This is a genomic window from Sinorhizobium chiapasense, from assembly GCF_036488675.1.
GTDB lineage: Bacteria > Pseudomonadota > Alphaproteobacteria > Rhizobiales > Rhizobiaceae > Sinorhizobium > Sinorhizobium chiapasense.
Window position 1 is genome coordinate 402,431 of record NZ_CP133148.1, and the last position, 11,236, is coordinate 413,666.

10 protein-coding genes are annotated in these 11,236 nt (G+C 62.0%); all 10 read right to left on the reverse strand.

The features are described 5' to 3' along the window. Positions 1 to 10: 10 nt before the first annotated feature. On the reverse strand, positions 11 to 1,036 hold the full coding sequence (locus RB548_RS01820) for an alpha/beta hydrolase (RefSeq protein WP_331373361.1): 1,026 nt from the start codon (positions 1,034 to 1,036) through the stop codon (positions 11 to 13). A 160-nt stretch (positions 1,037 to 1,196) separates the two neighbouring features. Continuing rightward, positions 1,197 to 2,162, reverse strand: coding sequence for a 3-hydroxyacyl-CoA dehydrogenase NAD-binding domain-containing protein (locus RB548_RS01825; protein ID WP_331373362.1), 966 nt, complete (start codon positions 2,160 to 2,162; stop codon positions 1,197 to 1,199). A 2-nt stretch (positions 2,163 to 2,164) separates the two neighbouring features. Further along, positions 2,165 to 3,007 (reverse strand): 3-hydroxyacyl-CoA dehydrogenase, encoded by an 843-nt coding sequence (locus RB548_RS01830; protein ID WP_331375047.1) that lies wholly within the window; start codon positions 3,005 to 3,007, stop codon positions 2,165 to 2,167. A 151-nt stretch (positions 3,008 to 3,158) separates the two neighbouring features. Beyond that, positions 3,159 to 4,403: a CaiB/BaiF CoA transferase family protein gene (locus RB548_RS01835; RefSeq protein WP_331373363.1), complete on the reverse strand. Its 1,245-nt coding sequence runs from the start codon at positions 4,401 to 4,403 to the stop codon at positions 3,159 to 3,161. Positions 4,404 to 4,423: 20 nt separating this feature from the next. After that, positions 4,424 to 5,380: an alpha/beta hydrolase gene (locus RB548_RS01840; RefSeq protein WP_331373364.1), complete on the reverse strand. Its 957-nt coding sequence runs from the start codon at positions 5,378 to 5,380 to the stop codon at positions 4,424 to 4,426. 1 nt (position 5,381) lies between these two features. Beyond that, positions 5,382 to 6,224: an enoyl-CoA hydratase-related protein gene (locus RB548_RS01845; RefSeq protein WP_331373365.1), complete on the reverse strand. Its 843-nt coding sequence runs from the start codon at positions 6,222 to 6,224 to the stop codon at positions 5,382 to 5,384. 55 nt (positions 6,225 to 6,279) lie between these two features. Continuing rightward, positions 6,280 to 7,542 carry an acyl-CoA dehydrogenase family protein gene (locus RB548_RS01850; protein ID WP_331373366.1) on the reverse strand — a complete coding sequence of 421 codons (1,263 nt, stop codon included), beginning with the start codon at positions 7,540 to 7,542 and terminating at the stop codon, positions 6,280 to 6,282. A gap of 108 nt (positions 7,543 to 7,650) precedes the next feature. Continuing rightward, positions 7,651 to 8,562: a helix-turn-helix domain-containing protein gene (locus RB548_RS01855; RefSeq protein ID WP_331373367.1), complete on the reverse strand. Its 912-nt coding sequence runs from the start codon at positions 8,560 to 8,562 to the stop codon at positions 7,651 to 7,653. A gap of 171 nt (positions 8,563 to 8,733) precedes the next feature. Next, entirely contained in the window at positions 8,734 to 10,227 is a 1,494-nt protein-coding gene (locus tag RB548_RS01860) for a mechanosensitive ion channel family protein (protein WP_331373368.1), read from the reverse strand. A gap of 21 nt (positions 10,228 to 10,248) precedes the next feature. Further along, positions 10,249 to 11,235, reverse strand: coding sequence for an HlyD family secretion protein (locus tag RB548_RS01865; protein ID WP_331373369.1), 987 nt, complete (start codon positions 11,233 to 11,235; stop codon positions 10,249 to 10,251). Position 11,236: the final 1 nt, after the last annotated feature.

An 11,236-nucleotide genomic window follows, 5' to 3' on the forward strand; every position in this document is an offset into this window, starting at 1 on the left:
CGGGGCGCTTTCATCTGGGGGCGGATGCCGGCCTGCCAGCAACCATATGCCCTACGGATCGGCCGATGCTCGCTCCTGCTCCCGCGGTGGCCCCGGATATTCGCTCGCCGAGCGTGAGATCACGACCGTCGATCTCCTGGCCTTCGATGAGCCGCTTGCCAACCAGACGAATAATTTCCGGGCTCTCAGCAAATTTGCTGTGATGAAAGCTATCGCCTCCCTTGAGCTTGGTGAGATTGATCACGACAATGTTGAATTCCTTCAGCTTGGATCTGTAGGGCTCCCTTTCCGGATCGATCGCACCGACGCGATCGATGTCGCCGCCCAGATGGCGAGACAATGCAAGCGCCTGATCGTCCTGCGAGAGGAATATCGTGATGCGGGGCCGTGGCTCGGCCATCTGAACGAGCTGGCTACGGAACACTTCGACATCGAGGTCGGGCGAGGCCATGATGATGTTCTTGATCTTCGAGGGCAGCCGGCCACGTCTGATCGACAACTGCCGGAGCGCTTCAACCATCGTCCAGTTGCCCATGGAGTGCGCCATCACCGTAATGTCGGAGACATTGGGATTGGCGGCGGCCCGTGTCAGGAGATATTCCAGGGCATCGCGCGAGTAGGTGGCGCTTTCCTTGTCGTAGACATAGTCGAGCACATGTCCGCGCGAGGGCCACGTGAACAGTACTGGGGCCGCCTCGGCGCGGGAATCGTGTGTAATCTGAGCGAGCCTGTAGGCGGATGTCGCGAACGTATTGTTGTAGCCGTGGACGAAAATGAGGAGCTTGCGCTTCTTGCCCGCCACCCGGAGAAACCACCGATCGACATCGGCCGGATTCATGTCGCTTGCCTCGACGGTCACGAAGTCCGTCCGGGCGTCGCCTCTCGGCCCCCTCGGCCACTGTATCTCCCCGATCTTTCGGGCTTTGTCGGGTGGTATCGATACCACCAGATGATAGAGAGACTGCTTCTCAGCCCTGTCACCACCATAGACCGCACCGGGCAGGGGGGACCGCTCGCGCGTCGACATCACGAGCATGTCGACCTTCTGGGTTCCCACCGCACCGATGGAACTGGCTTTTCCTGGCGCGATCAATGCGTGTGGTTGAGTCGCGCAGCCGGCGACGCTCGAGGTCATTATCAGGAGCAGGCTCGCGCATAGCCTCGTCAAGCCCTCGCGCGCGATATGCAGCCGCCTCTCAATCGGCCACATTTCCGCTCGCTTTGGTGGCCTTGGCGCGCAGTTCGAGAAGGCCGAGCAGAACTTCGTCTCGCTCGGCTGCGAGTGACTCGATCGATCGCGATCCCACCTCTGCGCGAACGCCGTCTATCAGTTTCTGCTGCAGCTCCGGCGTCAGCTCGGGAGTGCCGAGGACCTTCCACCACGCCGTCATCGGCCCGGCGAACTGCTGCAGGAAGTGCTCCATGCCACCCTGACCGCCGCCCAGATGATTGAGAAGAACCTGGCCCATGATGCCCCAGCGCAGGCCCGGGCCCCAGCACAAAGCTGCGTCGATGTCAGCGACGCTGGCGACGCCTTCGGAGACGAGATGGTAGACTTCGCGTGCGATCGCCGCCTGGAGTCGGTTGGCGACATGGCCCGGCAGTTCCTTGTTGAGGCGGACCGCCTTCTTTCCCAGCGACGTGTAGAAATCCGTGGCGCGGCGGATCGTGTCCTCCGAAGTCCTCGATCCGCCGACGATTTCCACCAATGGAATGAGATGAGGCGGGTTGAAAGGATGTGCAATCACGCACCGCTCCGGATGGGCGGGGCACCCGGGCTGGATTTCGCTCATCGTCAGACCCGAAGAACTCGACGCTATTATAACCTCCGGAGGCAGCAACTCGTCGAGCTCTCCATAAAGCTTCCTCTTGAAGTCGATCCTTTCGGGCCCATTCTCCTGAACGAGATCCGCATCCTTGGCCGCCTCGGCGAGGTCTGCCGCGAATATCAGATTTGATTGCGACGCCCCTGGCGCAAGACCGAGCCTCTCCAGTGCTGGCCAAGCCGTTTCGACGAAACGCCGGAGCGATGCCTCCGCATTCGGAGCAACATCGGTGGCGGCGACCCGAAGGCCTTTTGCCAGAAAGAGTGCCGTCCAACTCGCCCCGATGACACCTGTGCCGATGACCGCCACGCGGCGGATAGGCTTGCTCTCGGACATGATCAGTTTCCCCTTCTACGCAAATCGGCGTAAGCGATGCCGGTGAGGTTTCCCTGAGCGTAGAGAAGCGTCCGCTTCTCAGAGCCGTCGAGTCTGGCGGAATAGATGGAACCACCAAAATCGGTGACGAACATGCGATTGCCTGGAACGTCAAGCGCAAGCCCGATGCCCTCCATCAGGTCACTGACGACCCTCTCCGGAGTCGGCCTGTCTTGAGATGACCTGTCGATTACCGCGCGGTTGACGGTGTTGCCGCTCGGCGGATTTCCGCGATCTGTCCAGTAGAGAATGCGGTTCGTTAGGTCGAGCTCGAGGTCGATCGGCTCCGGCAAACCATCGAAATAGACCTCGATGTCGCTGCGGCTGGCGGGGCTCTCCCCCGCAGGAATGTCGATGCCCGCACGAAGGATGCGACCGAGACCGGCATTGTCCGGGCCCTTTTGCGTCCAGTAGATCTGTCGCCGCTCGGGGTCGGCGGTGATGCCAACGCACCATCTTGTCTGATCGTGTCGCTCAGCGTCGCCGTCCCCTGCGATGACGAGCGTTTCGACGCTGGATCCGTCCAGATTGGCCCGCATGACGCGCATTCCCTCGCGGTCGCACCAGTAGAGCTTGCCCGCACCCTTTTCGAGGTGAAGTTGCTTTGGCGTGAACGTCACGCCTTCCGGAATGATGACGGTCCGATTTCGTCCATCGATGTCGACGCGTTCGATGGAACCATCGTTCAGGTTGGGCACGCCCATATTGCTCCAGTAGATATGGCCGGTCTCGATATCGATCGCCAGCCCATCGGGGTTTCGCCCATCCGTCACGACCACCCGCTTGTCGGATCCATCAGGCTTCATGGAAAGGACACGACCGCCGCTGAGGTCGAGAATGAACAGGCGACCGTCCACGGTCCCGCCGGCCCGCGCGGATTCGGCACTGACAATTTGTGTTTCGGTCACGTTTCCCTCCTTCAGGCACCGCTTCATCCGCGAGCGAGGCATCGAACCTTCATTTGGCCGCAGCGTGAGCAGCCGCTCCTTGGATTGCCCCGTTGGCGCGCAGGCTCTCGACCTCCTGTAGTGTGAAGCCAAGTTCCTCGAGAATCTGGTTCGAGTGCTCGCCGAGTTCCGGTGCAACGCGAGGCGCAACCTTCGGCGCCTCTCTGACGGTGATCGGGCTGTTCACGGTGTAGCGGGGCTCCGCGCTGCCATCGGCAATCGGCACGATGACGTCGTTTGCCAGGAGCTGGGGATCCTTCACGATCTCCGCCGGCACCTGCACGACGCCGTAGGGCAGCCGGGCGGCGTCGAGGACCTCTTTCCAGAAGTCGAGGGGTTGCGACCGGAACGTCCTGTCGAGCTCGGCGACGAGCACCTCGGCATTTGCACTGCGGTTCTTCGCATTGCTAAATAGGCCATCCGCAGCGAGGTCGTCGCGCCCGATCGCCTTGGTAAAGACCGGCCAATTCTTGTCCCCCTCGACGAAGGCAAGAAGCAGCCAGCGGTCGTCCGCCGTCTGATAACTGCCTCCGGCGAGGGGGTTGGGAGGTCTTTTTCGATCGCTCAATCCCGAGAATCGACCGCCCCAGAGCGCCGCCTGCAGCCACGCGGCAGTGGCCCAGGCCCCTTCCGCAATCAGCGAGGTCGAGACACAGCAGCCCTTCCCGGTGCGTTCCCGGCGATAAAGGCCGGTGACGATGCCGGCGTAGAGTGAGATTGCGGTCGCGTGGTCACCGATGCCGGGGACGGGGATTGCAGGAGGGCTGCCGGCATTCCGCGTATATTCCATGAGCCCGGATCGCGCCCAATAGGCAGTGATGTCGAAGCCCGGCTTGTCGGCCTCCGGCCCCTTCTCGCCATAGCCAGTCAGGTCCGCATAGATCAGCCGCGGATTGAGGGGCGCAAGGTCCTCGTAGTCGATCCTGAGGCCTTTCCGCACGCGCGGGGGGAAGTTGGTCACGAAGACATCGGCCCATTTGATGAGCCGGCCGAGAATCTCTGCGGACTGCGGGTTTTTGAGGTCAATGGCAAGGCTGCGCTTGTTGCGATTAGTAAGTTGCCAGGTGTAGTTCCCAGCGAGAGGCGGGTTTGGCGGCGTTATGTAGAAGTAGCGATAGGGATCGCCGATCTTTGGCGGCTCGACCTTGATGACGTCCGCGCCGAAATCCGACAGCACAGTCGTTGCAGCGGGGCCTGCGATGAAGCTCGCAAGATCCACGACCTTCAATCCCGAGAAGATGCTGTCCGTCTCCATCGCCACCTCCCAATTGCTGTCTAAAGGGACCACAGCCCAGGCTTCTGTGTTTCGAGGACCGAGGAGATCCAGTCAAGCAATCGCGCCTGAACTTGATCGCGGTTGATTTCATTAAGCATTTCGTGCCTGCCACCGAGGTAGAAGTCGTGGCACAGGTTGTAGAGGCCGGCCGCACGGTAGCGCTCCATCAACAGCTCGACGCCGGCAAGCCGCTGGCCGACCGGGTCTTCGCTGCCGGAAAAGAGGTAGACCGGCAGGTCAAGCCGTATCCGCGCGAGAGCAACGGGATCGGCCAGGCGCGGCGCGGCAGCGAGAAAGGACGCAAAGGCAGCCGGTTGAAGTTCCGCGAAACAAAGCGGATCATTGATGAATGCATCAACGATCGCCGGGTCGCGACTGAGCCAGTCACACGTTGTACGAGCCGGCTCGAAAGGAGCGTTGAGGATGTTCGTTCCAGGGGACGCCGCATGCGCCAGGCGCGCCAGTCCATCAAGGGCGCCGGAACCGGATAGGGCGAGGCCGGCGATCTCCTGGCTATGGTCGAGCACATAGCACTGCGCCGCAAACGAACCCATGCTGTGACCAAGCAGGATAAGCGGCAGGTCGGGGTTTTCGTCGCGGGCGATCAGGCTGAGCCGCGCCATATCCGCCACAAGGAGCTCGAAGCCGCCTTCGCCGAAATCCCCGAGGTGAGCGGGAGTAGGGGCCGTTCGGCCGTGACCGCGATGGTCGCTGCCGTAGACAGTCAGGCCAGCGCCAGTCAGCGCCGCGATTGCTTCGTGATAACGCCCGATATGCTCGCCCATTCCATGGGCGATCTGGACGACACCGCGCACGCGGCCGCGCCCCTCCCAGCGGTGGCAGGTGACTGGCAATCCGTCACTGCTGCTGAAACTGAACGCAGTCGAGGGCACCGCCTCGGTGCGCACGCCTGGGCCGCTTCGCCCTGCCGCCAAATGAGCGCGCTCGCCGGCCACGTCACCGCCCCCGAAAATGGGGTGCGCGCTTCTCCAGGAAGGCGGAGGTCCCCTCCTTCTTGTCTTCGGTCGCAGCGCAGATGCCAAAATAGGAAGCCTCTAGGGCAAGACCGTTTTCCTGGCTCGCCTCCAGCCCCTTGTTTACCGCGTCAAGCGCGAACTTGACCGCGATGGGTGCATTGGCTGCGATCTGGGTGATGATGACCTCCGCGCGCTTGATCAGCTCCGCGGGCGCAACGATCTCGTTGACCAGACCAATACGGTGAGCCTCCTCGGCGCTGATCATCTCGCCGGACAGAATGAGCTGCAGGGCGCGCCCTTTACCCACGAGACGTGGTAGCCGTTGCGTCCCCCCGCCGCCCGGAAGAAGCCCCAGTTTCACTTCCGGTTGGCCGAACTTCGCCGTCTCGACAGCGATCCGGATGGTGCAGGCCATCGCCGTTTCGCATCCGCCGCCGAGCGCAAAGCCATTGATTGCCGCAACGACCGGCTTTCCGAGGTTCTCGATGAGGTCGAGTACGCTTTGTCCGAACCGGCTCGACTCCTCTACCTCGAACGCGCCGAGATCTGCGAGTTCGCTGATGTCCGCGCCGGCGATAAATGCCTTGTCTCCCACTCCGGTCAGGATGACGCCCCGCACAGCAACGTCATCGCGCGCATGTTCGAAAGCCGTGCGCAGGTCCGTCCAGGTCGGCGTGTTCAAGGCATTCAATACCTCGGGCCTATTGAGCGTGATGTAGGCGATGGCGCCTTTTCTTTCGTAGAGAACATTGGCAAGCGAAAGCTCAGAACCTGCCGCGACTGGCAAGTCTCCGAACGGACGAGTTGCGGTGGGTGAACTCATTGGACCGGCTCCTTTCAAACTGCGGACGGCGACGGCAGGTGGAGAACCAAGGCTGTCACACAAAGGCACTGAGCCCGGTGATCGCCTTGCCGACGATCAGGTTCTGCATCTGGTACGTACCTTCGTAGGAATAGAGCGCCTCGATATCCGCGAAGAAGCGCGCGACGTTAAAGTCGGCGACGATGCCGTTTCCGCCGAGCAGTTCGCGTCCCCAGGCAACGGTCTCCCGCCCCTTGGCCGTGCAGAACGCCTTGGCCAGCGCCGCGTGCTGATCCTGAAGCTTGCCTGCGTCGTCGAGTTGGGCCAGGCGGACCATCAGGCACTGGCAAGCCGTCACGTTGGCTAGCATCTTCGCAAGAAGGTCCTGAACGAGCTGGAACGAAGCGATCGGTTTGCCGAATTGCAGTCGTTTCTGGGTGTAAGCGAGCGTATGTTCATAGGCGCCCATCTGCGCCCCGGTCGACGCCCAGCCAACCATGTACCGCGTCATCCGCAGCACACGGGCCGTATCGCGGAACGAGTTGCCTGCCTGCAGACGGTTGGCCTCCGGCACGCGAACGTCCTGCAGAGTGATCTCGCCGTTCTGCACCACCTTGAGCGCTATCTTGTGCTCGATCTTTTCGACGCTGAAGCCAGGGGTGGTTTTGTTTTCGACGATAAAGCCCTTCACTTGGTTATCGGCCACGTCGCGCGCCCAGATGATCGACAGATCGCACCAGGGTGCATTGCCGATCCACCGCTTTTGACCGTTGAGGATCCAGGTGTCCCCTTCGCGCTTCGCGGTGGTGGTCAGGCCACCGCTGGCGCCGGAACCCACCAGCGGCTCAGTCAGGCCGAAGCAGCCGATCTTTTCAAAACGGGCCATTTGCGGCAGCCATTGCCGCTTCTGCTCTTCGGAGCCATCGAGGTAGATGGAGCCCATTGCAAGGCCGCTGTGGACTCCGTAGAACGTGCAGAAGGATGGGTCGACCCGCGCCAGCTCCATCGCTACGAAGCCGAACTGGGCCTGGCTGCCTCCAGCGCAGCCATAGCCCTCATAGCCAAGGCCACCAATACCCAATTCCTTGAAGGAAGGTAGCAATTCGAAGGGGAACGCATCGTCGGCCCAGTATTTGTCGATGATCGGCGCAACATTCGTCTCCATATAGCTGCGCACCTTTTTCAAGAGCGCCAGCTCATCCGCGCTGAGCGTACTTGCTAGATCGTAGAAGTCGCTATTCGGCACGGGTAGGGGCTTCGGCGCCTGGACGGTGTTTGTGGCTGCGACTGGCATTTTGGGCCTCCCACATTTTTCGCCTGCGCGGCCCGACTTCGACACGCGCGAGGCTGAAGGATGACGCAACAGAGATGGTCCCGTATGGCATGAACGGACCGTCGTTTGGTCAATTCGGCCATTGCATGACAGGTGCCCGGATGGGCGCTTGGTTCATTTTGAATATTCGCGCCAGGGCACCACGACCGCACCGTCGGCTCGAGCTAGCGCCCTCCCCAGATGGTCGGCACTCGCAAAGCCGGTCGCTGCCGCGACTTCAGCAAGCGAGACGTTCTTTTGCTGCAGAAGGTCTCTGGCTCTCGCAAGTTGGAGGCATTCGATCCATCGGTGGGGCGTCAAGCCGGTGGCTCTGCGAAACGCTTCGGCGAACTGGCTCACCGGCAGGCCGCAGGCGTCCGCGAGCTCTGCGACCGTGAGGCCGCCATCCAGCCTCGACGCAAGCAACTCCTTGATCTGGCGCTCCTCCCGGTCCGACAGCGTTATTCGCGCCGGCTTGCCGGCCTTGGTGCCGTACACGCGCGCGAGATGAGCGGCGATCGCTACCGTGACATGATCGATGAAGAGCGGCGACACCTCCTGCGGATTCTCAAAGGCTGGCAACAGGGAAGTGGCGAGGCCTTTGAAGATCGGGTCATCCACTCCGAGCCCAGGCTGCGACATCAGCTCGTCTACACGCGGAGCACCGTCGCTGTCGGCGATCGCGTTCAGGACCTTGTGCGGCAGGTAAAAATGCAGGTTTCGAAACGGACTGATGCTGTTGGCGATCGGATTCTGGCGGAGATCGTAGATCGAGAGCGATCCGGCAGCCAGATAACCGGTCTTCTGAGGTTTGCCGTCGATCCAAAGGTCGTGCCTGGGGCATGGGCGCAATTGCATCGTTGCGAGGAATGCATCCTCGCGAGGAATTGGAGCCGTCAGGCCATTGTTCTCGACGTCACAGACGATTTGCGTGACGGCAATGGTGGTCCGGCTCAAGGTCCGGATGATGAAAGGCGGCGGCGCCTTGAGCCCGAATATGTCGCCGAGCCTCTGACCATAAGCACCTGGCTTGCTCGTCCTTCCCATCGCAACCTCACGCCCGGGCTGCCTGCGTGACCATGCGGGGGCTGGCACGCTCCATGGGGTCCACTTGATCACGGCTGCAGACACGAGGCTATTACAAAAGGATGGCGTTTTTCACACTTGCGGCATCACCCGTAAGCGATACTCTGTACGCGGAACTCAAGGCGGGATTTGTCAGATCCTGAACAAGTGCCTGATGCGTGCGGTCAGGCGGGGCGCCGACTTGGAACCGTCGTCGTCATGATATTGTTTCAGTCGAACCAGCTCCGCGGCGGCTCGCTTGGACAAACTGGAGCCGAGTTCGTCGGCGATCGCAGGGCGGTCGCACAGCAGCGCTGCGAGACCCTCCTGTGTGATCTCGTAGACCACGACGAAGGTCAGTGCCTCGACTGTCCCGAACTCGCCCGCCCCCGTGAGCAGACCGGCTTCGCCGAAGAAGTCGCCCGGCGCGAGACGCACAAGTTCCGTCACCCGCGTCTCGTCGCGACGCGTAATTGCGACGATGCCGCTGCGAATGATCATCAGCGAATCCAAGACAGCACCCTGTTCGACCAGAATCTCCCCCTTCCGGAACGTTCGGCGAACCATCGTCGAAGCGAGGGCTTCCTTTTCGTCGTCGGTCAGCGAGGCAAACAGCGCAATCGCATCAAGAAGGCGTCGAGGTGTTGTGTGATGGCCGAAGGAGATCTCGTCATCGGCGGCGCCCATCGCAGCTCCGGCGCTCTCAGGCGGCGGAGCAAGAATGAGCCCTGTCGCCTTCGCGTGGCGGTAGACCAGGTCGAAGATCTCGGTCCTTGCTTTTCCGGCGAGTCCGATATCAGCAACGCTGAATGTCAGTTCCAGTTGAACCGCAGTCGCGTCAAGGGATGTCACCTGGACGCTCGGTTCCGGCTGCGCCATGATCGAGTTGCTGCTGGTCAATGCCGACCGCATCACTTCGATCATCGCCGAGGGTAGTGTGGTCGGGCGGAATCGCACAGTGAGCGTCACGCCATGGCTTTGTTCGGGACTGCTGAGGTTGGTCAGCCTCGCCCTTGCGAGATCGCTGTTGGGAACCACGATCAGATCGTTGGCGCCGGTGACGAGGTGCGTTGCCCGCCAATTGGTCTCCACCACCTTGCCTTCGATGTCATTGCCGAGCACGAGCCAGTCGCCGATCCCGTAGGGTCTGGCGAGATTGAGCGCGATTCCCGAAAACACATCGCTCAAGGTGCTTTGCAGTGCGAGGCCAAGGACGATGGCGATGGCACCCGAGGTCGCGATGAGCGTGCCGACGGGGGCGTCGAATACGTAGGCAATGACCGACAGAATCGCGCCGACATAGATCACGCCGACGATCAGGTCCTGCAGGAGCCGCACCTCGCTTGGCTGCCGCTCGAAGATCAGAAACACGCGGACGATGCTGATCAGCGACCACGCCGCGTTTGTCCACCAGATGATCTTGGCGATGGCGATGAAGACCCGTTGCAGGACCGTCGTCCCGGGGCGCCCTGGTTCATAGGGAATGATACCGTGATAGAGGAGCAGGACTGTGAGTGCTACGAAGAAGGTCAGCTGACCGATCAGGCGGCGCTTCGGATGGTGGCGCAGCAGCACGCGCGTGATCAACGCCCCGACGGCGGCGAGAGCGCCAGTCTGCACAAACGGATCGACGATGATATCCATCATATCGCTCAGCCTTTGAGCGCCCTATGGTTGAGGAGAGAGCCAAACGGTCATCCCCGGTTCGAGATTATCTATGGCTTCACCGGAGTCGAGTCGCACGCGGAAGCTGTTGAGATCGTGATCGCCGACGGCGCGGGCCGCACGCCAGGTGGCGAACTCGCCCAGTGGGCGGAGTTCCGTCACGCGGGCGTCGATGCGCCGTCCGTCCTGGGCGGTCAGCGTCACCGCGGCCCCAAGCGCGATCCTATGCATTTCGTCCTCGCGCAAGGTAAAAGCAAACCACGGGTGGTCCTCGGTCTCCATCGTTAGTAACGGTTTGCCGGGCCCCAGGATCTCTCCGAGTTCGGCCACCCGTATGCGTACCGTGCCGTCGGCAGGCGCGAACAGCCTCGTCTTATCGAAGCGTGCGGCGAGCTGCGCCACCGTCGCATCGGCGAGCGCAACCCTGGCATCGGCCAATGCGCGTTCTTCTGCCGTGGGGCCGGCGCGTGCAGCCGCCGCCTGGGCCTGCTTCAGGTCGAGGTCGGCCTCGGCTTTTGCGAGCGATGCGGTGGCCTCGTCCGCCGTTTGGCGGCTGGCGAAATTTCTGGTGAGGAGGGCGCTGGCTCGAGCGTATTGCTGTTGGGCAAGAACGAGATTCGCCTCGGCCGTGCGCACGCCCTCATCGGCGATTGCCACTTCCTCATCTCTGACGCCCGAATAGACCTTGTCTCGGTCGGCCCGCGCGCTCGCCGCCACGGCTTTGGCTTCGCCGACCGAAGCGACAAGATCGGGACTATCGACAATCGCAAGCAGGTCGCCTTTCCGAACCGTTTCGCCGGGCGAAACTGCCACCGAGGCCAGCCGACCCGATATCTCGGGTGCGATCCGAATCTCGGTTCGGCGTACCATGCCGGGGATCGACCGCTCCGCTTCCTGCGCGCGCGAGACCTCCGCTGTCGCCAATGGGAGAGCTGTCACGGCCGTCACGGCCAGCGCGATCAGGAGACGATGTTTCGATCCAATATCCATT

What these genes read in the sequence shown, in the direction of transcription:
- RB548_RS01820 (WP_331373361.1), bottom strand. Translation starts at nt 1,036, where the DNA reads ATGCTCGTGATGTCGACGCGCGAGCGGTCCCCCCTGCCCGGTGCGGTC.
- RB548_RS01825 (WP_331373362.1), bottom strand. Translation starts at nt 2,162, where the DNA reads ATGTCCGAGAGCAAGCCTATCCGCCGCGTGGCGGTCATCGGCACAGGT.
- RB548_RS01830 (WP_331375047.1), bottom strand. Translation starts at nt 3,007, where the DNA reads ATGAAGCCTGATGGATCCGACAAGCGGGTGGTCGTGACGGATGGGCGA.
- RB548_RS01835 (WP_331373363.1), bottom strand. Translation starts at nt 4,403, where the DNA reads ATGGAGACGGACAGCATCTTCTCGGGATTGAAGGTCGTGGATCTTGCG.
- RB548_RS01845 (WP_331373365.1), bottom strand. Translation starts at nt 6,224, where the DNA reads ATGAGTTCACCCACCGCAACTCGTCCGTTCGGAGACTTGCCAGTCGCG.
- RB548_RS01855 (WP_331373367.1), bottom strand. Translation starts at nt 8,562, where the DNA reads ATGGGAAGGACGAGCAAGCCAGGTGCTTATGGTCAGAGGCTCGGCGAC.
- RB548_RS01860 (WP_331373368.1), bottom strand. Translation starts at nt 10,227, where the DNA reads ATGATGGATATCATCGTCGATCCGTTTGTGCAGACTGGCGCTCTCGCC.
- RB548_RS01865 (WP_331373369.1), bottom strand. Translation starts at nt 11,235, where the DNA reads ATGGATATTGGATCGAAACATCGTCTCCTGATCGCGCTGGCCGTGACG.